Origin of the sequence: Nocardia sp. NPDC056564 (genome assembly GCF_042793755.1) — a bacterium.
In the GTDB taxonomy this organism is placed as follows: Bacteria; Actinomycetota; Actinomycetes; order Mycobacteriales; family Mycobacteriaceae; genus Nocardia.
The window spans coordinates 43,753-65,263 of the sequence record NZ_JBHTUR010000032.1 but is presented as its reverse complement, the minus strand read 5'-3'; the positions used below and the strand labels follow the sequence as shown (position 1 = coordinate 65,263).

The window sequence follows — 21,511 nt, the reverse complement described above, 5'->3', positions numbered from 1 at the left end:
GCCGGGGGCCGGCGCCGCCGGTGCGGCCGCGGGCGCGGCGGGCGGCGCGGCGATCGGCGCGGCGGCAGGCGCGGCCTGCGGGACGCTGCCGCCGCGGTACTGCCCGGCCAGGTGCCACAGCCCGGTGAAGTTGTTGAACGGACCGCCGACGATCTGACTGGTCCACTCGATCACGAAGTTGCCGGAGCCGTCGATGGTGCCGCGCACCGGACTGGTCTTGCCCGGCAAACCGCCGCCCGGCTTCGGCGCGCCCTGGTTGAACACCTGGTTGTTCCAGGTCACCCCGAGGCTGCTCAGATCGCCGGAGAGCTGCCCGCCGTCGGAGTAGATCTCGGGCACCGAGGTGCCGCCGCCGGTCTGCGGATCGGTCGGGTTGGTCGCGGTGGCGAAATCGACGCCGTAGAACCGCACCGGCGTGGTGACCCGGCCCGATCGCGCGTTGCCCGCGCCGTCGAAGGCCGCCGCGGGCTGCGGCTGATAACTGCCGCTGACCAGGCCACCGTCGCTGCCCGCGGACAGGGTGGTCACCGTCTGGTCGCTGCACGCCGAGTCGCTGTTGGCCAGGTAGGGACCGCCGGCGTCACCGGTCGGCAGGATCATCCGGAAGAAGCTGCCGGTCACCGCGCCGCCGGAGCAGACGCCGGGCGCCAGGGCGAACAGACCGTTCAGCGGCGCGGGTTCGGCGTGCGCGAACGGCGCGGCGAACGTCGACAGGCCGAGGGCGGCTACCGCGGCGGCGAGCCGATATGAGTTCCGTCCCATGGATCTTCCTTTTGGTGGATTTGTGCGGATGAATTTCGGATTTAGGGCATCGCGTCACATCGGAACTCGAGCCGGCACCGGTTGTCGCCATTTGCATTCAGGGTGAGCGGAACCTCGATTGCCGGCTTTCTCGAATTGACCGGGCGTGTACTACCTGGCGCTGTGATCGGCATCACCGTAGGATTAGTTTGACGTCCTAGTATCGGGCGCCGACTGGATATCCCGGAGGAATGCCGTGGCCGATCACACGCTGCACACGCCGACCAACCCCGTCCGCTTCGTGACCTCCGCGGCACTATTCGACGGGCACGACGCGGCGATCAACATCATGCGGCGCATCCTGCAGGCGCAGGGCGCGGAGGTGATCCACCTCGGGCACAACCGCGCGGTCAGCGAGGTGGTCGACGCGGTGCTCACCGAGGACGCGCAGGGCGTCGCGGTCAGTTCGTACCAGGGCGGCCATGTCGAGTACTTCGAATATCTCGCCGACGCGTTGAAAAAGGCCGGGGCCGAACACGTCCGGATATTCGGCGGGGGCGGCGGAGTCATCGTGGCCGAGGAAATCGCGCGCCTCGCCGAATCCGGGGTGACCATCTTCTCTCCCGAGGACGGTCAGCGACTCGGCTTGCCCGGCATGATCAATCAGCTGATCCGGGCCTGCGACGTCGATCTCGCCGCTGAGCCGCCGGTGCTGGAGGCGGTGCTGGCCGGTGAACGCGCCGCGCTGGCGCGCGCCATCACCTGCCTGCAACAGGACGCGCTGTCCGACGGCGACCGGCAGGCACTGACCCGGGCCGCCGCCGCGCGCACGGTGCCGGTGCTCGGCATCACCGGCACCGGCGGGTCCGGAAAGTCCTCGCTCACCGACGAATTGGTGCGCAGGCTGCGCTCCGACCAGCAGGACAAGGTGCGCGTCGCGATCCTCGCGGTGGACCCGACCCGGCGGCGCGGCGGCGGCGCGCTGCTCGGCGACCGTATCCGGATGAACGCGCTCGACGGCGACCACATCTTCTTCCGCTCGCTGGCCACCAGGGGCGGGCGGGAGCTGCCGGACAATATCGAGTTGATCGTGACCGCCTGCAAGGCAGCGGGTTACGACCTGGTGATCCTGGAGACGCCGGGCATCGGCCAGGGCGACGCCGCGGTCACCGACCATGTCGACGTGTCCATGTATGTGATGACGCCGGACTTCGGCGCGGCCTCCCAGCTGGAGAAGATCGACATGCTGGATTTCGCGGATGTGGTGGCGATCAACAAGTTCGAGCGCCGGGGCGCGGCGGACGCGCTGCGCGATGTGTCGCGCCAGCTGATCCGCAACCGGGAGGCGTTCACCGCGGCACCGGAGGACATGCCGGTATTCGGCACCAGCGCGGCGACCTTCAACGACGACGGGGTCACCGCGCTGTATCAGCACCTGACCGAGCTGCTGGCCGAGCGTGGCCTGCGGTTGGCGCAGGGCGCGCTGCCCAGGGTGAACACCCGCACCTCGACCCGCTTCGCGCAGATCATTCCGCCGGCCCGGGTGCGCTACCTGGCCGAGATCGCCGAGACGGTCCGCGCCTATCACGCGGCGACGGCAGCGCAAGCCGTTGCCGCACAACGGGTGCAGCGCGTCGAGCAGGTCGCGGCCGAACTGCCCGGCGATTCCGCCGTCGCGGAACTGGCCGTCAAGGCCCGCGCCGAGCTGACCGCACAGAACGCGGCGCTGCTCGCCGAATGGCCCGCGCTCGCCGAGTCCTACCGTGGCGACGAGCAGGTGGTGCGGATCCGCGACCGGGAGATCCGCACGCCGCTGCGCCGGGAGACGCTGTCCGGCAACTCGATTCCGCGCGTCGCGCTGCCCAGGTACACCGACCACGGTGAGCTGCTGCGTTTCCTGCGCGCGGAGAACCTGCCCGGACGTTTCCCGTTCACCGCCGGGGTCTTCCCGTTCAAGCGGGACAACGAGGACCCCGCCAGGATGTTCGCCGGCGAGGGCGACCCGTTCCGCACCAACCGGCGGTTCAAGGTGCTCAGCGAGTACGCCGACGCCAAACGGCTGTCCACCGCGTTCGATTCGGTGACGCTCTACGGCCACGATCCGGCCGAGCGGCCCGACATCTACGGCAAGGTCGGCACCTCGGGCGTTTCGATCGCCTCACTCGACGACATGAAGGCGCTCTACGACGGATTCGACCTGACCGCGCCGACCACCTCGGTGTCGATGACCATCAACGGCCCGGCCCCGACCATCCTCGCCTACTTCCTCAATACCGCGATAGACCAAGCCCTGGAACGGTTCTCCGCCGCGGAGGGACGGGCGCCGACCGAAGCCGAGACCGCCGATCTCCGGGCGAAGACGCTGGCGACGGTGCGCGGCACGGTGCAGGCCGACATCCTGAAGGAGGATCAGGGCCAGAACACCTGCATCTTCTCCACCGAATTCAGCCTGCGCATGATGGCCGATATCCAGGAATGGTTCGTGCGCAACGGTGTTCGCAATTTCTACTCCGTCTCGATTTCCGGCTATCACATCGCCGAGGCGGGCGCGAACCCGATCAGCCAGCTCGCCTTCACCCTCAGCAACGGATTCACCTATGTGGAGGCCTATCTCGCGCGCGGCATGAAGATCGACGACTTCGCGCCCAACCTGTCGTTCTTCTTCTCCAACGGCATGGATCCCGAGTACTCGGTGATCGGCCGCGTGGCCCGGCGGATCTGGGCGGTGGCCATGCGAGATCGCTACGGCGCCAATGATCGTTCGCAGAAGCTGAAGTACCACGTCCAGACCTCCGGCCGCTCGCTGCACGCACAGGAGATGAGCTTCAACGACATTCGCACCACGTTGCAGGCGCTCATCGCCATCTACGACAACTGCAACAGCCTGCACACCAACGCCTACGACGAGGCGGTGACCACCCCCACCGAGGAATCGGTGCGCCGGGCGCTCGCCATCCAGCTGATCATCAACCGCGAGTGGGGCGTGGCGATGAACGAAAACCCGTTGCAGGGCAGCTTTCTCATCGACGAACTCACCGACCTGGTGGAGGAGGCGGTGCTGGCCGAGTTCGACCGGATCAGCGAACGCGGCGGCGTGCTCGGCGCGATGGAGACCGGCTATCAGCGTGGCAAGATCCAGGACGAGTCCATCCGCTACGAACACCGCAAGCACGACGGCTCGCTGCCGATCGTCGGGGTCAACACCTTCCGCAACCCGCACGGCGAACCGAAACACGAGATCGAACTGGCCCGCGGCACCGAGCCGGAAAAGCAGTCCCAGCTGACCAGGGTCCGCGAATTCCAGCACCGGCACCGCGATAGCGCCCACGCCGCCCTGGCCCGGCTCGAGGCCGTCGCCCGCACCGACGACAACATCTTCGACGTCCTGATGGACGCCGCCCGCGTCTGCACCCTGCAGCAGATCACCGACACCTTCTTCACCGTCGGCGGTCAGTACCGGCGCAACGTGTAAGGCGCTGCGGCTCAGAAGATCTGCACCTCGGGGACGGTCTGCATCAGCTGTGCCCACTCCGGGTACTTCGCCAGCTTCGCCTCGTGCAGCGCCATGATCTTTTCCCGCAGGGCCGGATCCGGCGCGTCCGAGACATCCGGCCCGATCGCGATTTTCGCGACGTGCGGGAGGATCCGCGGGTCGCCGTCGAGGTGGACCGGGTCATGCAGGTACCGCTCCAGCGCCGCCAGATCCTCGATGCCCACGCAGTAGGCATGGGTCAGGCCCGCCGAGCTGTCGCCCAGGTTCTGCCCGACGGTCGAGAACGACACCGACTCGACCGACGCCGTGCGCCGCATCAGCGCGAGCACCTCGGCCTTCTGCTCGTCGGTCGTCTCGTCCCGGAAGCCGAAGCGCAGCAAGTGGACAATCATGGATCCTCCTCGATTTGAACTGATGAGTTCAATCTAGATAACTGATCAGTAGATCCACAAGAGTGAACCCACGAGTTCATTTCGGTCCGAGTAGCCGCTATCGTGCAGGGGTGACGGGAGCTACGACGGCGCGCGGGCGCATCGACAAGCGGCAGGCGATCCTCGATGTCGCGTTCGCCGTCTTCGCCCGGCGCGGTTACGACAAGACCTGCGTGCAGGAGATCGCCGACGAGGCCGGCGTCGCGAAACCCACGGTGTACAACCACCTCACGGACAAGCAGACGCTCTTCCGGCACGCCGTGCTCGCCGCCGCCGACGCGGTCGCGGCCGAGACGCTCGCGGTGGCCGACCGGCTCCGCGATCCGGGTGACGACCTGCGGCCCGCACTGACCGAGGTCGCCACCGGCCTGCTCGCGGTGTGCGCGGGCGAGCGGGCCCGCGCGCTGCGCGCACTGACCTACGCCCAGCTCGCGGCCTTCCCCGACCTCACCGACGAGGTGCTCGAGCGCACCTCCCGGCGCATCGCCGAGGCGCTGGCGGACCGGCTCGCGCGGCTGGCGCTGTCGGGCAGGCTGCGGATCGGCGATCCGGCGGTCGCCGCCGAACAGCTTCTCGCCCTGCTCACCGCGCCGCTGGAGGCGCGGTCCCGGCTCGGCACCCGCGAGGTCCCCGCGGCCGAATGCCGCGGCATCGCCGACGCGGCCGTCGACACCTTCCTGTCCGCGTTCGGCGCGCGCTGACCCCCGCGCCCGCGTGGGCGAATCACGGCCCGCTGCGCCGATTCCGAACGACCGGCACGGTTGCCGTGTGACAATCGCCGGGTCAGGGCCCTCGGCGCGTTGGGACGGCGGACATGGATCTATCGGGTATCCGGATCATCGACGCACATATTCATCAGTGGGATCCGTTCACCACACCGCGGACGTTCAGCGGCACGGCGCGATTGCTGCGGACGCTGCCCATCCCGATGACGCTGGCGAAACGGGCCGCATCGCGGCGGGATCGCGAATTCACCGGGGATCCAACGGCTTTCAGTCGCCCCTATCTGCCTGCGGACTATCGCGCGGACGCCGGCGACGAGCCGATCGACACGATCGTGCACATCGAGGTCGCCTGGGTCGGCAAGGACCCCCTGGCCCTGGCCGACGAGACGGCATGGGTGGCCCGGCTCCCGTTCGGCGGCGACAATCCGGAACTGGGAGCGATTCTCGGCAACGCGGACCCGGCGGCGCCCGAATTCGCCGCGCTGCTCGACGCGCACCTGGCCGCAGCGCCCCTGCTGCGCGGCATCCGGGCGCACGCGGCCCATCATCCCGATCCGGGCGTGCGGCCGTACGCCGACCATCCGGGGGCGCTGGCCACGAAGGAGTTCCTGAACGGATTCGCGCGGCTGGCCGAGCGCGACCTCTCGTTCGAGGCCTGGGTGTACTCACACGCGCTGCCCGATGTGACGGCGCTGGCCGAGCGGTACCCGGAGGTGCCGATCGTGCTCAACCATCTCGCCACTCCCGCCGGGATTTTCGGCCCGATCGGCAAGCACACCGGAAGCAATCCGAGCGTGCGGCGCGCGCTGTATCTGCGCTGGCGCGACGACCTGTCCGCGCTCGCCGAACGGCCGAACGTGGTCGCGAAGGTGAGCGGGCTGATGATGCCGGTCCTCGGCCATCCGGTGCCGCCGCGCGGCACCACCACCCCGGTTCCCGTGCTGGTGGACCGGATTCACCCGCTCATCGAACACGCCCTCGACGCGTTCGGTGCGGACCGATTGATCTGGGGCTCGAATTTCCCGGTGGACAAGCCGATTACGACCATCGGCAACAGCATCGCGGCGGTCGCCACCGCGGTCACCGGACACGGCGGCGGGGCGACGGAACTCGCGCACATCTTCCGGAATACCGCCCGGCGCGTGTACCGGATCGAGGCGTGACGCCGAAACCGGCTATCCCCCAGGGGTAATGATCTCCGGCGGCAGGTACTGGGCGCCGATCAGCGCGCCGAGCCGGCAGGTGTGCTCGATGATGCGATCGCCGTCGATCTCCATCGTGCCGGTGCGCCAGGCGGTGAGCAGCTCGATGAAGCCGCCGATGCCGACCAGGGTGCTCATCCGGAACTCCAGCTCGTCCGCGTCCGGGCGCAGGTAGGGCCGGGCGGTGACGACCAGCAGGTCGGTGCCGTCGGCGAGCATCGTCTTGCGACGTTGCTCGAGCACGGCGCTGCCCGCGTGCTCGGCCAGCAGGACGCGGGCGCGCCCGTTGTCGTCGGATTGCAGGCGCACCGCGCGGGTCACCGCCGCGCGCAGGATCTCCAGCGCGGGCCGCTCGACGTGCTCGGTGAAGATCGCGGCCAGCTCGGCGAACACCTCGGCGCAGACCGCGTCCCAGGCGGCGCCGAGCAGTTCGTCGCGGTCGGCGAAGTGCTCGTAGAAGTAGCGGTCGTTGAGCGCGGTGCGCTGACAGACGCCGCGCATCGTCACCGCCGCCCACCCGTTCTCGATCCAGATGTCCAGTGCGGCCTCGATCAGCCGCGCGCGGCGTTCGGCGCGGCGTTCCTCGGTGGTGCGGCCGCCCCAGGTCCGGGCCGGTACGCGCAGGCTCATGGTTGACAAACTACCGCACCGCGCGCCTAATTGGTGGCATGTGCGGCCAATTACCGTCGGCCGCGCTCAGCACGGGTCGACTCCGCCGTCTTCGCCGCGGAACACGGCCGAGGACGCACGGGCGGTGACGCGAGCGGAAGCTCCGCACCGGACACGGGAGGTCGCATGAACAGCAACGGGATCGATCACGAGGTGATCATCGTCGGCGCCGGATTCTCCGGGATCGGCGCCGCGATCAAGTTGCGGGAGGCCGGATTCGACGATTTCCTGATCGTCGACGAGGCCGACGGGGTCGGGGGCACCTGGCACTGGAACACCTATCCCGGTATCGCCGTGGACATTCCGTCGTTCAGCTATCAATTCTCCTTCGAGCAGCGGGCCAGCTGGTCCCGGACCTACGCGCCCGGACGGGAACTGAAGGCCTATGCCGAATCCTGCGTGGACAAATACCAGCTGCGGCCGCGAATTCGGTTCAGCACCACCATCACCGAGGCCGAGTTCGACGAGGACGGCTGCCGCTGGCGGCTGCACACCGCGGACGGCGGCGAGCTGACCGCGCGCTTCGTCATCAGCGCCACCGGCGTGCTGACCCGGCCCAAGCTGCCCGAGATTCCGGGCATCGAAGACTTCACCGGGGTCACCATGCACACCTCCCGCTGGGACCACCGGCAGGACCTGCGCGGCAAGCGGGTCGCGATCATCGGCACGGGCGCCTCCGCGGTGCAGGTGATTCCGGAGACCGCGCCCGAGGTCGAGCAGCTGGTCGTCTTCCAGCGCACGCCGATCTGGTGCCTGCCCCGGCTCGACCTGCCGCTGCCCAAGCCGGTGCAGTGGGCGCTGCGGATACCCGGCGCGCGGTCGCTGACCCGGCTGATCAGCCAGACCTACGTGGAGATCACCTTCCCGATCGCCGCGCACTATCACAAGAATCTGCCGACCGCCGCGCTCGGCGAGCGGGCGGGCCACGCGCACCTGCGCAGCCAGGTGCACGACCCGGTGATCCGGGAAAAGCTCACGCCCCGTTACGCTTTGGGCTGCAAGCGGCCCAGCTTCTCGAACGACTACCTGGCCACGTTCAACCGGGACAACGTCGTGCTGGAGACCGACCCGATCGAACAGATCACCAGCACCGGCGTGCGCACCGTCAGCGGCACCGAGTACCCGGTCGACATCCTGGTGCTGGCGACCGGCTTCAAGGTGATGGAATCCGGCAATATGCCGACCTACGACCTGCGCGGCATCGGCGGCCTCGACCTGGAGAAGTGGTGGGACGAGAACCGGCTCCAGGCCTATGAGGGAGTGAGCGTTCCCGGCTTCCCGAACTTCTTCTCCATCATCGGCCCGTACGGCTACAACGGCTCGTCCTACTTCGCGCTGATCGAGAACCAGACCAGGCACATCCTGCGCTGCCTGCGGCACGCCCGCGCGGGCAAGGCGACGATCGTCGAGGTCACCCGCGAGGCCAACGACCGCTTCTTCAAGGAGATGCTCGATCGGCGTGGCGGGCAGGTGTTCTGGCAGGACAGCTGCTCGGTGTCGAACAGCTACTACTTCGACAAGCACGGCGACGTGCCGCTGCGGCCCTCGACCACGGTCGAGGCGGCATGGCGCAGTGGGCACTTCGACCTGTCCGACTATCGGTTCGCGACGTCGGCCTAGGACCGCGAAGTTGTCGGTCGCCGTCGTTACGCTCCGGTGCATGAAAGCACTCGGTACCTTCTCCGTCGTCTCGTTCGTCCCGACCGAGGTGGTCCCCCAGCCCGCCATCGGCACCGCGCTCCCGGTCGGCGTCGCGCAGCTCGAGAAGAAGTTCGACGGCGAGATCACCGGCCGCTCGGCGACCCTGTTCACCGCGGCATTCGACCAGGCCACGGGGACCGGGACCTACGTCGCGATGGAGTCGTTCGAGGGGGCGTTGAACGGTGCCGAGGGCAGCTTCAACTTCGCCCACTCGGCGACCACCTCGGGCGCCGACCGCACCGCCGAATCGTTCGTCATCGTCCCGGCCAGCGGAACCGGCGACCTGGCCGGGATCACCGGCACCGGCGGGCTCAGCGTGGACGCGGACGGCACGCACCACATGTGGTTCGACTACGAGCTCGGCTGAGCACCGCCGGGGAAGGCGGCCGCCAGTTGCTCGATGAGGGTTTGCCGGGCGGTGACCAAGGACGGGCCGTACCAGGTGAGGCTGCGGCCCTCCACCAGCGCCACCCGGGTGTCCGGAAAGACTTCGGGGCCATCGGTTCTGGTGAAGACATACGGCTCGTCGGGCAGGACGGCGAGATCGATGCCGGTGGTCAACTCCGCCTCGGTGAGTCGCGGGTATCGGTCCGGTCGGTCCGCGTGCACCAGGTTCAGCCCGAGCCGGCCGGCCAGGTCGCCGGTGAAGGTGTTGCGGCCCACCACCATCCACGGATCACGCCAGATCGGGATGACCGCGTCGCGCGGCGGCGTGGGTGGCGGTGACGCCCAGACGGATTCGGCCTCGGTGAGCCACGACGGGATGCCGGTACCGAGGGCCACCGTGAAAAGCCGTGCCAGCGAGGCAAGCGCCGCGTCCACCGTCTCGATTCTGGTCACCCACACCGGGATTCCCGCCGCCCGCAGTCGATCGACATCGATGCGCCGGTTCTCCTCCATGTTGCACAGCACGAGATCGGGCGCTAGTTCGACGATTCCGCGCACATCCGGGTTCTTGGTGCCGCGCACCCGCTCGACCGCGAGATCGGCCGGTTGCGTGCACCAGTCGGTCGCGGCGATCAGGATCTCCGGACAGCTCACCGCGACCGCCTCGGTCAGCGAGGGCACCAGCGACACCACCCGGCGCGGCGGCCGCGCGAGCGGGACAGCGACGCCTAGATCGTCGCTGCCCGGGCCGGAGTCCGGCAATGAACCCTCGCCTGCCACGCGCACCAGCCTAGGCGGACCGGGGCACTGCCCGAAGTTCGGCGCGAAGGGCAGCGGCTGGGCAACCCTCGGGCAGTTCCCGGGCGGGTGCGATGCGCGCAGACTGGACGAGGCATCCGGTGTCGGGAAGTCCCGGTCCCTGTGTCACCGGACCTGATCCCGCCCCGAAGAGTCCGGAGGCAACCGCAAGCCCCGACGCCGGATGCTCACCACGCTCGATCAGCTCTCGAACATGCGATACAGCGCGGTCAGTTCGCGCAGCCCCGCCGCGGCCACCGGTTCCTCGGCGGAGGTCATCCGCAGCGCCTTGCGCAGCAGCATCGAGTCCAGGTCATCGGGGGCGGGCCGGAATTCGAGCTTCGGCAGGTCCGGCAGCCGGGCCGAATCGCCGTACGGATCATCGACATCGGCGCTCGCCTGCAGATCGCGTTCGATGCCGCCGATGAGGGTATCCAGGTCCAGGCCGCGCAGCGCGAGGATCTCGCGGGGACGCTCGTCCAGGCGTTCGGCGAGCAGGTAGCAGACCGCGGCCACGTGCTTGCACGGCCACCCCGGATCCGGGCAGGTGCAGGTGAAATCCAGGTCGGCGGCGGTGGTCGGCAGCAGCAGCGGGCCGAGCGCGGTCGGCAGCGCGCCGGACGCGATCTCGGCGAGCATGCCCGGTGCGTCGCGGATGGTCTCGATGAGCAGCTCGAGTTCCTCCTCGCGCAGCGGACGAACGGTGAACACCGCGGTGAACGGACGCGGTTGGCTGCCTTGCACTTCCGCGGTCACCGAGCCGGGCTCGATCCGGTAACTCACCACCTGACCGGCCCGGGCGTAGGTGCGCCCGCGCGACATCCGCCCGGCGTCGGCCATCCGCTCGACCGCGTCGATGAGCGCCTTCCCCCACCAGGTCCGGCCGAAACCGCCACGGCGACTGCGGGCCTCGACCCCGCCGCGCACCGGGCGGCGCTTGCCGTACTCGTTGTAGTCGATGTAGGGACTCATTCGCCGACCGCCTCCGCACCGAGGGTGAACAGCTCACGCAGGTCGTCGGTGCTCAACTCGGTGATCCAGTTCTCCCCCGCGCCGACGGCCAGATCGGCGAGTTGTCGTTTGCCGTTGATCATCTCGTCGATCCGCTCCTCGATGGTGTCGACGCAGACCAGCTTGCGCACCTGCACGTTGCGCTGCTGACCGATCCGGTACGCCCGGTCGGTGGCCTGGTTCTCCACCGCCGGGTTCCACCAACGATCCAGGTGCACAACATGGTTGGCGGCGGTGAGATTGAGCCCGGTGCCACCGGCCTTGAGCGACAACAACATCAGCGGCGGGCCGTCCGGCTGCTGGAACCGGGTGACCATGGTGTCGCGGCGCGCCTTGGGCACCCCGCCGTGCAGGAACGGGATCTCCGTGCCGAACCGCTCGACCAGGTAGGGCGCGATCAGCTCGCCGAACTCGCGGAACTGGGTGAACAGCAACGCCTTCTCGCCGTCCGCGAGCACCGCGTCGAGCACGTCCTCCACCAGGGCGAGCTTGCCGGACCGATGGCTGCCCCGGTGCAGCACCCCGGAGCCGTCGCCGAGGAAGTGCGCCGGATGGTTGCACACCTGCTTGAGCCTGGTCAGCGCGCTGAGCACGGCGCCCTTGCGGGCCATGCCCTTCGCGTCCTCGAGCTTGGCCAGCATGTCGTCGACCACCGCCTGATACAGCGCGGCCTGCTCGACGGTCAGGTTGGCCCGCACCGTCATCTCCAGCTTCTCCGGCAGATCGGTGATCACCGCGGGATCGGTCTTCACCCGGCGCAGCACGAACGGCTGGGTGATCATCCGTAGCCGGCTGATCGCATTCTCGTCCCGCTCGCGTTCGATGGGCACGGCGAACCGGGCACGGAAGGTCTGCGGGCTGCCGAGCACCTTGGGCACCGCGAAATCCATGATCGAGCGCAGCTCTTCCAGGCGGTTCTCCACCGGAGTCCCGGTGAGCGCCAAGCGATGTCGCGCGGGCAGGCCGCGGGCGGCGCGGGACTGCCTGGTGCCCGCGTTCTTGATGTGCTGCGCCTCGTCCAGCACGATCCGGTCCCACGACTGCCGCTTCAGCTCGTCGAGGTCGCGCGCGAGCAGGGAGTACGTGGTGATCACCAGGTCGGCTTCGGCCACTGCGGCATCGAGTTCGTCACCCGAACGCCGGCCGGCCCCGTGGTGCACCCACACCCGCAGGTCCGGCGCGAAACGTTCGGTCTCGCGTTGCCAGTTGCCGACCACCGACATCGGGCACACCAGCAGCGTGGGACCCGGCATGCCGTCCGGCCGGACGGCTTCCGGGGCGTCGAACCGGACAACGCCCTGCTCCGCTCCGCCGGCCGACTTGCGCCGCCGCGCCTCGTCGAGCGAAATCACCACCGCCCCTTCGGCACTCGCGTCTACCGGGGTACCGGCACGACGCTTCGCCGTGCTCTTCTTCGGCGGCCCGGCACTCGCCGCCGCCTCACGCTCGTGCACCAACAGGGCGAGCACCTGAACGGTCTTGCCGAGCCCCATGTCGTCGGCCAGGATCGCGCCGAAACCCATGCGGCTCATGGTCGCCAACCAGGCGAGGCCGCGTTCTTGATAGGGACGCAGCTGAGCCTTCAAGCCGACCGGTGCAGCGATCGGCTCGAGCTCCCTGGTGCGATCCAGGATGTCGGCGGCCCAGCCGGTGGCGGTGACCTCGGTGACCGGGACCTGTTCGACGCGACCGCCGGCGAGTTCCCCGATCAGGTCGGCGAAGGTGATCTCCGAGGTGTCGGTGTGCGCGGCGACGTAGCGAGCCGCCGCGGCGAGCACCTTGTGGTCGGCCTGCACCCAGTCGCCGCGCAGCTGGACCAGATCGGACTTGCTGCGGACCAGCCGTTCCATCTCGGCCTTGGTGAGGATGGTGTCGCCGAGCGCGAGCTCCCAGCGGTAGGAGACGAGTCCCGGCATGCCGACGGTGCTCTCGGCGGCGGGCACCGCGCTCTCCACCCGCAGCCGCATGGTCGGCGCGCTGACGTTCCAGGCGCGCGGCAGCAGCAGCCGCACGCCTGCGGCCTGCAGCGCGTGCGCGCCGTGCTCGACCAGGTCGACCACGACCTCGGTCGGCAGCAACAGGTCCATCGAGCGCGGGTCGCTCGGCAGGTCGCGCAGTCGCGGATACGCCCGCTGCGCCTCGCCGAGCTTCTCCACCGCGATCCGCAGCAGGTTCGGATCGGCGTGCAGCAGAACAGGATTCGGCGCCTCGCCGTCAACCTGAAGGCATACCTCCAGCCGCCACAGCGCCACCGACTCGTCCGCGGTGCCGAGCTCGCCGTCCGGTTCCAGCAGGCGCAGCACCAGCTCCGGCTCGTCCCCGGTCAGGGTGGCGCGCCACTGCTCCAGCGTTTCGGCGACCCGATAGCTGCCCGCGTCCAGGGGGATATCCCGGACCAGCGCGTCCACCAGCGGGTGATCGGCGTCCAGCGGGTCGATCAGCGTTCGCGCGATCGGGTCGGTGAGTTCGGTGACCAGGTCGTCGAGCAGCGCGTTCGGCCGGCCGGCCACCCGCAGCGCGGCGGGCATCGCCACGGCCAGCTCGGCCAGCCAGGCCCGCTGCCGCTCGCCGCCGACCAGCCGCCAGCGCACCCACCACTGACCGTCCTCCCGGCGCAGCTCCGGCACGATCCGGCCTGCCCGCACCCAGCGCTCCACACCGTGTGCGACGTGCGCGAGAAAGCGCAGGTCACCCGCCACCGACTCGGCCGGGAGCCGCTGACGCAGGACCGTCGCCGCGGCCGCCGGGGCCAGCGCGTGCGCGCGCACCTGCTCGGTGCCGGTGCCGCCAGGACCGGTGACCAGCACGTCGGCCCGGTGCCGGAATTTGGACGCGCGCAATACGCCGCCCAACGGGTCGGGCAGCGGGACGGCGACCGGCGGGGTAGACGGATCCGGCGCGGTGCGGGACGCATCGTGCCAGAGCAGCAACCCCGACCCCGGCGACCACAGACCGTGCAGCATCAGCCCATCCAAGCAGGTGGGTCCGACACCGATCCACGCGCCGCGATCACACTTTTCTGGATTTCTCGACGCGGGCGGAACATACTTGAATATCCGCTGGTCAACGGAGGCAATCATGACGATTCTGCTCCAGGTCCTCGAGCAGAGCTTCACGCCGACGACGCCATGGGAACGGCGCAAATTCACCTTCATCAACGCCGAGAAGATCGTCGGCATGCGGCTCGACGGTCAGTCCGGCGTGTGGCTGGACCTGTCCCGCCCCGGTGAATCGCAGCGCCTGGCCAGAACCCCCGACTCGCACGACGCCATCGCCTTCCTGCTCGCCACCTTCGCCAAACTCGCCGAGTGCGAGGAGCGCGGCGGCTCCTGGCTGATCGGGCACGACGGCGCCAATTCCGAGTCGATCTCGGCCACCCGGTTCCCGCCGCGGGCAAGCGAGGTCGCCGACGACGACCTGCTGGCCCGCGCCTGGTTGTGAGGGTTGTGTCGCTCCAGCTCTGATCACCGCTCGCCCTTCAGGTATTACGAATGTCGGCCCCTGCGTGTACATCTGGCGCCATGGACATTCGGCGTTGGCTCGTCGGCGCGCTCGTGGCGATGTGCGCCGCCGGGTGCGCTCAGCTCGGCGCCGGCCCGGTCGCGCCCGCGCCGGGCAGTCCGACCAGGGCCGAGCTGGAGCAGTTGCTCGCCGGCGTGCGGGTGGTGCCGGACCGGCCGCATCCCGGCGGATACGACCGTGGCTGCAAGGCGGGACAGGGGTGTGTGTTCGGGCCGGCCTGGACCGACGACAACGACGGTCCCGGCGGGCACGATGGCTGCGATACCCGGAACAACGTGCTGGCCAGGCAGCTCGCCGGGGTGAGTTTCCGGCCGGGGACGCACGATTGCGTGGTCGTCGGGGGCACGTTGACCGATCCGTACACCGGCAAGCAGATCCCGTTCAAGAAGGCCGACGCCAACGACGTGCAGATCGATCACGTCTTTCCGCTGGCCGCCGCCTGGGATCTGGGCGCGGCGGGCTGGCCGCCCGAGCGGCGCATCCGCTTCGCCAACGATGTCGACTTCACCCTGCTCGCCACCGATGGGCGCACCAATGAGGCCAAGGGTGACAAGACCCCGGCAGAATGGCTGCCGCCCGCCCGCGCGAACCACTGCTTCTACGCGGGCAAGTACCTCTCCGTGGCCGTGCACTACGAACTGGCGCTGACCGAGGCGGACGCCAGGACATTGCAGGGCGTGGCGCGCACCTGCCCCTGAGCATCGGCGAACCAAGCGGTCGACATGGTCTTCCGCCGAGGGAATTCAACCGTGCGGTCGCGTGGTCGCCGAGTTCGGGACAGCGCAGAGATGTGCGGTGATCAACGTTTCGAGCAGTACGTCGAGGTCCGGCCACGGAAAGCTCGGCCGGTCCTGGCGCAGTGTGACCAGGCCGTGCATCGCGGCCCACAGGCAGATGGCGGTGGCGGTCGGATCCGCGCTGCCGCACGCCGCCACGGCGTCCACGAGCCCCTGGAAGACCGGCAGGCCCGGCAGCTGGGCCCCGGTCGGCTCCCAACCGGGTGTGCCCGCGGTGCCGAACAGAACTCGGTAGTGGCCCGGATTGCTCAGGCCGTATTCGCAGTAGGCACGGCATATTCGAGCAAGGCGAGCAGGCCCGTCCGCCGCGTCCGCGACCGAAAGCGCGGCCCGCAGCTCGGCGAATCGGACCTCGTAGACCGCCGTGAGCAGGTCGCGGCGGTCGGCGAAGTGCAGATAGACACTCTGCGGCGCGATACCCACCGCGCGCGCCACGGCACGCAGCGACAGTGCGTCCTGTCCATCCAGGGTTTCCAGCAATCCGCTTGCCGCGGTCACTATTTCATCGCGCAAGCGGGCACCGTCACCGCGCCGATTGCGATTCCGGGGAGCTTTCTCCGTCACCTTGACAGGATAACAAGACGGGTGTCCACTTACCACTATCAGTAGACACCCGTCTTGTTAGGAAATCCCATGTCCGTCAGCGTGACTCGCATCGTCCACGCCAGCGTCCTGCTCGATTTCGGTGGCGCCAAGATCCTCACCGATCCCTGGTTTTCCGAGCGCCCCTTCTACCACCAGGGCGAGCCGCGCAGCATCGCCGCGGCAGCCGAGTTGCCCGAGCTGGCCGGCATCGCGATCAGCCATGCCCACTACGACCATTGCGACCTGAACGCGCTCCGCGCCTACCCGGACAAGAACGTCCCGTTCGCGGTCGTGCGCGGGCTCGCGAAAGCGGTGCACGCGGCCGGATTCCGCAATGTCACCGAGTTGGACCCATGGCAACGAACCCAGCTCGGCCCCGTCGAAGTGACCGCCACACCCGCCAGCCACAGCGTCCCCGAACTGACCTTCGTCCTACGCGCCGATAACCGCAGCGTCTTCTTCGGCGCCGACACCCTGCGGATCACCGAGCTGGACGAAATCACGCAGCGCTTCCCGGCCTTGGACTTGGCCCTGCTCCCGATCAACGGGCTGCGCATCCGCCCCGCCTTCAACCGCAAGGTAGTGATGGACGCCGTCGATGCCGCCGATCTCACCCGCGCCCTGCGTCCCCGTCTGGCCGTCCCCATCCACTACGCCTTCACCAGCGGACCCCTCGGCGATCGCGTGATGACCAAAGCGACCCGCGATCCCGGGCGGTACCGCGACGCGGCCGCCGACCTGGCTCCCGACACCACCGTGCACATCCTCCCGCCGGGCCGGTCATTGCCACTGTGAGCGACGGCAGGAGCCGGGCATACCGAGGGGTGTTCAACCCCCGATGCTCAGCTTCCGGTCGCGACCGGTCGCTTCGGGTCGTTCGACCACTGCGACCACGATCCCGGGTACAGCGCCGCATCGATGCCGACCACCGCGAGCGCCGCGACCTGGTGGGCCGCGGTGACGCCGGAGCCGCAGTAGACCGCGACCGGTTCCGCGGTGAATCCGGCGAACCGGTCGCGCAATTCGGCCGGGGCGCGGAACCGCCCGTCGGCGTCGAGGTTTTCGGCGGTAGGCGCGCTGATCGCGCCGGGAATGTGCCCGGCGCGCGGATCGATCGGCTCGATCTCGCCGCGATAGCGCTCGCCCGCGCGGGCATCGAGCAGCACGCCGCGCCAGCGGGCGGCCGCGTCGGCATCGATGACCTTCAGGTGGCCCGGGCTCAGTTCGACGTCGCCGGGTTCCGGATCGGGCTCGGTGCCGGTCGCGAGCTCGTCGCCGGAGTCGGTCCAGCCGGGCAGCCCGCCGTCGAGGATGCGCACGTCGGCGATCCCCGCCCAGCGCAGCAGCCACCAGGCGCGGGCCGCGGCCATGCCGCCGGTCGCGTCGTAGACGACCACCGGATCGCCGTTGCGGATGCCCCAGCTGCGCGCGCATTTCTGCAACTGCGCGATGTCCGGCAGCGGATGCCTGCCGCGGGCCGGCGAGGGCGGCGCGGCCAGCTCGGTCTCCATGTCGACGAACACCGCGCCGGGGATGTGGCCGTCCAGATAGTGTTGCGGGCCGTCCGGGTCACCCAGCGCCCATCGGACATCCAGCAGGCGAACCCGCTTGTCCGACAACGCCTCCCGAAGCTCCACCGGCGAGATCAGTACCGCGCTCAACCCAGGCTCCTAGTCCAGTAATCGCACCTTCGCGCACCGAATACCCCTCACACTACGCATCTGAACTGGGCAATGTGGCTGCACCCCAGCGCTACTCGCCGGTAAGAACGGCCGGCGCGGGCGATCGGGCCGTCCATCGCCGGGACCGGCCGCGGCTGGCACCCCTGGTCGCGGACAGTCGGAAATTCGGTCCAGTTTCGGCCGACTGGCCCGTGACGACCAGTCCAGTCGCGGGCAGGATCGCCACAATGTCGAACGTTTCCCCGGCCACCGAGGCGCCCGCCGAGCCGGAATCCCCGGTCGTCCCCGAGGCCGGGTCCGCGCAGGCGGTTGGCGCCGGCGTGGTCACCGCACTCGTGGGCTTCACCAGTTCGTTCGCGGTGGTGTTGAGCGGACTGAACGCGGTCGGCGCGAACCCGGCCCAGGCCGCCTCCGGCCTGCTCGCGCTGTGCGTGACGCAGGCGATCGGCATGGTGCTGCTCAGCTACCGGTTCCGGATGCCGATCACGCTGGCCTGGTCGACCCCCGGCGCCGCGCTGCTGGCGAGCACCGGCGCGGTGGCGGGCGGCTGGGCCGCCGCGGTCGGCGCGTTCGCGATCGCGGGGGTGTTGATCGTGATCACCGGTGTGTGGCAGCGGCTCGGCCGGCTGGTGGCCGCGATTCCGGTGGAGATCGCCCAGGCCATGCTGGCCGGGGTGCTGTTGCCGCTGTGCCTGGCGCCGGTCAAGGCGGTGCCGTCCAGCCCGGCGGTGGTGATTCCGGTGATCCTGGTCTGGCTGGTGCTGCAACGGGTGGCCAAGCGCTGGGCGGTGATCGCGGCGTTCGGCACGGCGGCCATCGGCTCCGGCATCAGCATTGCCGTGCAGCACCGGCACCTCGACGTCGCCGCGATGGTGCCCTCGGTGGAACTGACGCTGCCACACTGGAATTGGCAAGCGATGATCGGTGTCGCGATCCCGCTCTACATCGTCACCATGGCGTCGCAGAACATCCCCGGCACGGCGGTCATGAAATCCTTTGGCTACCAGGTCCCGTGGCGGGCCGCGATGACCGTCACCGGCATCGGCACCATCATCGGCGCGCCCGCGGGCGGGCACGCGATCAACCTGGCCGCGATCAGCGCCGCCCTCTCGGCCGCCCCGCCGGCGCACCCGGACCCGAAGAAGCGCTGGATCGCCACCTTCACCTCCGGCATCGTCTACTTCGTCGTCGCCCTCGGTTCGGCAGCCCTGGTCACCTTCATCGCCGTCGCACCGAAGGGCGTCCTGGAGACCGTCGCGGGCCTCGCCCTGCTTGCCACGCTCGCCGCCGCGCTGACCGGCGCCCTCAGCTCCGAAAAGCACCGCGAGGCGGGCATCATCACCTTCCTGATCGCCGCCTCCGGCGTGGGCTTCCTCGGCGTCGGCGCGGCCTTCTGGGCGCTGATCGCGGGCCTGGTGGTGCGTAAGGTGCTCGCCCTTCGCGAGTGATCGGCGCCGGTCAGGCGGGCGCCGGAGCGGACGGGGCCGCGGTGGCGATGTCGCGGTGGACTTCCGGTTCGCTGCCGGTCGGCCGCTCGACCGTTGCCGGGGTGGAGCCGCTGCGCGCGAGCACGCCCAATGGGGTGTGGTTGAAGAGCAGGTTGAGCGTGAAAGCTGTTACGGCACCGAGGGTTATGCCGCTGGTGAGCAGGATCTGCGCGGACGACGGGAAGTGGACGAACATGTCCTTCGCCATGACCGGCAGGAGGCCAACGCCGAGCGCGGTGGCGACGATGGTGGCGTTGACCCGGTCGGCGAGGTCGGCTTTGCGCAGGGTGTCGACGCCGACGACGGCGATCGTGGCGAACAGCACCAGCCCGACACCGCCCACCACCGGCTGCGGCACCGCCGCGACGATCGCGCCGAAGCGAGGCAGCAGCCCCAGCAGCACCAGGATCGCGCCGCTGGTAGCGGTGACATAGCGGCTGAACACGCGGGTAGCCGCCACGGCGCCGACGTTCTGGTTGAAGATCGTGTCGACGAACGCGGTGAACACGCCGCCGAGCACGCCGGAGAGTCCGTCGCCGACCAGGCCGCGCGCCAGATCGCCCTTGCCGATCGGCTTTCCGGTGATCTCGCTGATCGCCAGCATGCTCGCCGTCGACTCGGCGAACACCACCGCCATCACCACGCTCATCGCGACCACCCCGGTGATCGGGAACTCCGGCGCGCCGAAATGGAACGGCTTCGGCAGGCCGACCCACGCGGCCTCGCCGATGCCGCCGGTATCGATCAGGCCCATCGGGGCCGCGATCACGATGCCGACCACCAGTCCGATCAGCACGCCGAGCTGGGCGACCATGCCGCGACCGAGACACAGGAACCCGACCGCGATCACGAAGACCACCGCGGCCAGGCCGATGTGCGACGGCGCGGCGAAATCGGGCGCCGCCGGGTTCTTGCCGATGATCAGGCCGCCCGCCACCCCGATCAGCGAGACCCCGACCACGGTGAGCACCGTCCCGGTGACCAGCGGCGGAAAGAACCGGACCAGCCGCGCGAACGGATACGCCAGCGCCACGCCGACCACACCGCCGATCATCATCGACCCATACACCGCCGGGAGCCCGTACTCCTTGGCGATCAGAATCATCGGATCGAGCCCGATGAACGTGGCACCGCAGATGATCGGCAACCGCGCCCCCGCGAGCTTCGCCACGCCCAGGCTCTGCACCAGCGTGATCACCCCGGCGATCAGCAGATCCGCGCTGATCAGCAAACCGATGGTGGCCCGGTCGAGCCCCGCGGCCGCCCCGAACACCAGCGGCACCGTGATGCACCCGGTGTACATGATCAGCACGTGCTGAATACCGAAGGTGAGCTGCCGCCCGAACGGCAACCTGGTATCGACGAGATGCGCTGCCTCAGCCATACCTAAAGAACTAGTCGGTCTTCTTTACATCGAGCGCCCGCAATGTTTCCCCTGCGTGACATCACACCTATATCTCAGCTGCGCAGGGCCGCCTGGAAGCGGCGCATGCCGTCGAGCCAGCGGTCGTAGTCCGTGCCCTTGTGGCGGTACATCTTCAGCACCTCGGGGTGCGGGAGGATCAGGAAGTGTTCGGCTTCGACGCCGGCGGTGATGACCTCGGCCACCTGGTCCGGCGAGAGGACCGCACCGGCGGTTTTGACCGCCTGCACGGCGAGTTCGGCTTCGGCGGCATGCTCGGCCGGGACCAGACCGCCGTTGAGGAGTTGGGTGTCGACACCCATCGGGCAGATGCAGCTCACGCGAATGCCCTTGTCTCCGTAGGTGACCGACAGCCACTCGGCGAAGCCGACGGCGGCGTGCTTGGAGACCGCGTACGGCGCGGATCCGAGTTGGGTGAGCAGGCCCGCGGCCGATGCGGTGGTGACGAAGTAGCCGGTCCCACGTTCCAGCCAACCGGGAACCAGCAGCCGCGCGGCGCGCACATGGGCGAGCACGTTGACCTCCAGCGCGGCCGCCCACTGCGCGTCGGTGCTGTCGAGCCCGGCGCCACCGCCGATGCCCGCGTTCGCGAAATACAGGTCCACCGGCCCGAATTCGGCCTCCGCGCGCTCGATCAACCCGCGAATCACTCGCTCGTCCGCGACGTCGCCGCCCACCGCAACCGCTGCGGCACCGAGGGATTCGGCAACCCGGGCCGCCCCGTCGGCATCGAGGTCGGCGAGCACCACCCGCGCCCCATCGGCAACCAGCTTGCGGGCCAGCGCCGCCCCGATCCCCGCACCGGCCCCCGTGACGATCGCAACCTTGCCCGAAATCTCCATCCCCGCACCCTAGCT

At 69.4% G+C, this 21,511-nt stretch carries 19 protein-coding genes; 9 read left to right on the top strand and 10 right to left on the bottom strand.

Annotation, left to right across the window (positions count from 1 at the left end; genetic code table 11):
* A partial coding sequence (locus tag ACFQ9K_RS43240) for a hypothetical protein (protein ID WP_378984486.1) occupies window positions 1-762 on the bottom strand: 762 nt, incomplete at its 3' end.
* Window positions 763-997: 235 nt separating this feature from the next.
* Here ACFQ9K_RS43240 and icmF point away from each other — a divergent pair.
* A complete protein-coding gene (icmF, locus tag ACFQ9K_RS43235; protein ID WP_378717244.1) occupies window positions 998-4,213 on the top strand; it encodes a fused isobutyryl-CoA mutase/GTPase IcmF in 3,216 nt (1,071 codons plus the stop codon).
* A gap of 11 nt (window positions 4,214-4,224) precedes the next feature.
* Here icmF and ACFQ9K_RS43230 read toward each other — a convergent pair whose 3' ends face one another.
* A complete protein-coding gene (locus tag ACFQ9K_RS43230; RefSeq protein WP_378717245.1) occupies window positions 4,225-4,626 on the bottom strand; it encodes a Dabb family protein in 402 nt (133 codons plus the stop codon).
* A gap of 110 nt (window positions 4,627-4,736) precedes the next feature.
* Here ACFQ9K_RS43230 and ACFQ9K_RS43225 point away from each other — a divergent pair, with 110 nt between their 5' ends.
* A complete protein-coding gene (locus ACFQ9K_RS43225) occupies window positions 4,737-5,366 on the top strand; it encodes a TetR/AcrR family transcriptional regulator (RefSeq protein ID WP_378717247.1) in 630 nt (209 codons plus the stop codon).
* Between the two features lie 113 nt (window positions 5,367-5,479).
* Window positions 5,480-6,553 carry an amidohydrolase family protein gene (locus tag ACFQ9K_RS43220; RefSeq protein WP_378717249.1) on the top strand — a complete coding sequence of 358 codons (1,074 nt, stop codon included), beginning with the start codon at window positions 5,480-5,482 and terminating at the stop codon, window positions 6,551-6,553.
* A gap of 12 nt (window positions 6,554-6,565) precedes the next feature.
* Here the strand turns inward: ACFQ9K_RS43220 and ACFQ9K_RS43215 are convergent, their stop codons facing one another.
* Window positions 6,566-7,222 carry a TetR/AcrR family transcriptional regulator gene (locus ACFQ9K_RS43215; RefSeq protein ID WP_378717251.1) on the bottom strand — a complete coding sequence of 219 codons (657 nt, stop codon included), beginning with the start codon at window positions 7,220-7,222 and terminating at the stop codon, window positions 6,566-6,568.
* A gap of 165 nt (window positions 7,223-7,387) precedes the next feature.
* Here ACFQ9K_RS43215 and ACFQ9K_RS43210 point away from each other — a divergent pair, with 165 nt between their 5' ends.
* Together ACFQ9K_RS43210 and ACFQ9K_RS43205 are read left to right on the top strand one after the other, a co-directional pair.
* Window positions 7,388-8,881: a flavin-containing monooxygenase gene (locus ACFQ9K_RS43210; protein WP_378717252.1), complete on the top strand. Its 1,494-nt coding sequence runs from the start codon at window positions 7,388-7,390 to the stop codon at window positions 8,879-8,881.
* 40 nt (window positions 8,882-8,921) lie between these two features.
* Window positions 8,922-9,329: a DUF3224 domain-containing protein gene (locus ACFQ9K_RS43205; RefSeq protein WP_378717254.1), complete on the top strand. Its 408-nt coding sequence runs from the start codon at window positions 8,922-8,924 to the stop codon at window positions 9,327-9,329.
* On the opposite strand, the gene ACFQ9K_RS43200 is transcribed toward ACFQ9K_RS43205, so the two are convergent.
* The 3 genes from ACFQ9K_RS43200 to ACFQ9K_RS43190 all read right to left on the bottom strand — a co-directional run bounded on the left by ACFQ9K_RS43200 (window position 9,314) and on the right by ACFQ9K_RS43190 (window position 14,121).
* Window positions 9,314-10,129 (bottom strand): helical backbone metal receptor, encoded by an 816-nt coding sequence (locus tag ACFQ9K_RS43200; protein WP_378717255.1) that lies wholly within the window; start codon window positions 10,127-10,129, stop codon window positions 9,314-9,316. The two genes, ACFQ9K_RS43205 and ACFQ9K_RS43200, sit on opposite strands and share 16 nt — an antisense overlap.
* Before the next feature lie 219 nt (window positions 10,130-10,348).
* The gene (locus ACFQ9K_RS43195) at window positions 10,349-11,119 is read right to left on the bottom strand and encodes an SWIM zinc finger family protein (RefSeq protein ID WP_378717257.1); all 771 of its coding nucleotides are present in this window, start codon (window positions 11,117-11,119) and stop codon (window positions 10,349-10,351) included.
* On the bottom strand, window positions 11,116-14,121 hold the full coding sequence (locus ACFQ9K_RS43190) for a DEAD/DEAH box helicase (RefSeq protein ID WP_378717259.1): 3,006 nt from the start codon (window positions 14,119-14,121) through the stop codon (window positions 11,116-11,118). Before ACFQ9K_RS43190 ends, ACFQ9K_RS43195 begins: the two co-directional genes overlap by 4 nt.
* A 115-nt stretch (window positions 14,122-14,236) precedes the next feature.
* Between ACFQ9K_RS43190 and ACFQ9K_RS43185 the strand changes: the two genes are divergently transcribed.
* Both ACFQ9K_RS43185 and ACFQ9K_RS43180 read left to right on the top strand, forming a co-directional pair.
* Complete coding sequence (locus ACFQ9K_RS43185; RefSeq protein ID WP_378717260.1) at window positions 14,237-14,599, top strand: hypothetical protein; 363 nt, start codon at window positions 14,237-14,239, stop codon at window positions 14,597-14,599.
* 80 nt (window positions 14,600-14,679) lie between these two features.
* Window positions 14,680-15,378, top strand: a complete 699-nt coding sequence (locus tag ACFQ9K_RS43180) for an HNH endonuclease family protein (RefSeq protein ID WP_378717262.1) — start codon at window positions 14,680-14,682, stop codon at window positions 15,376-15,378.
* 45 nt (window positions 15,379-15,423) lie between these two features.
* Here the strand turns inward: ACFQ9K_RS43180 and ACFQ9K_RS43175 are convergent, their stop codons facing one another.
* Window positions 15,424-16,041 carry a TetR/AcrR family transcriptional regulator gene (locus ACFQ9K_RS43175; RefSeq protein ID WP_378717263.1) on the bottom strand — a complete coding sequence of 206 codons (618 nt, stop codon included), beginning with the start codon at window positions 16,039-16,041 and terminating at the stop codon, window positions 15,424-15,426.
* Between the two features lie 69 nt (window positions 16,042-16,110).
* Here ACFQ9K_RS43175 and ACFQ9K_RS43170 point away from each other — a divergent pair, with 69 nt between their 5' ends.
* Window positions 16,111-16,857, top strand: coding sequence for an MBL fold metallo-hydrolase (locus ACFQ9K_RS43170; RefSeq protein WP_378717264.1), 747 nt, complete (start codon window positions 16,111-16,113; stop codon window positions 16,855-16,857).
* A gap of 47 nt (window positions 16,858-16,904) precedes the next feature.
* Here ACFQ9K_RS43170 and ACFQ9K_RS43165 read toward each other — a convergent pair whose 3' ends face one another.
* Window positions 16,905-17,723: a sulfurtransferase gene (locus tag ACFQ9K_RS43165; RefSeq protein WP_378717265.1), complete on the bottom strand. Its 819-nt coding sequence runs from the start codon at window positions 17,721-17,723 to the stop codon at window positions 16,905-16,907.
* 248 nt (window positions 17,724-17,971) lie between these two features.
* On the opposite strand from ACFQ9K_RS43165, the gene ACFQ9K_RS43160 reads away from it, so the two are divergent.
* Window positions 17,972-19,192, top strand: coding sequence for a benzoate/H(+) symporter BenE family transporter (locus ACFQ9K_RS43160; protein WP_378717266.1), 1,221 nt, complete (start codon window positions 17,972-17,974; stop codon window positions 19,190-19,192).
* A 10-nt stretch (window positions 19,193-19,202) separates the two neighbouring features.
* On the opposite strand, the gene ACFQ9K_RS43155 is transcribed toward ACFQ9K_RS43160, so the two are convergent.
* Entirely contained in the window at window positions 19,203-20,615 is a 1,413-nt protein-coding gene (locus ACFQ9K_RS43155; RefSeq protein WP_378717267.1) for a uracil-xanthine permease family protein, read from the bottom strand.
* A 74-nt stretch (window positions 20,616-20,689) separates the two neighbouring features.
* A complete protein-coding gene (locus tag ACFQ9K_RS43150) occupies window positions 20,690-21,496 on the bottom strand; it encodes an SDR family oxidoreductase (RefSeq protein ID WP_378717269.1) in 807 nt (268 codons plus the stop codon).
* Between the last annotated feature and the right edge of the window lie 15 nt (window positions 21,497-21,511).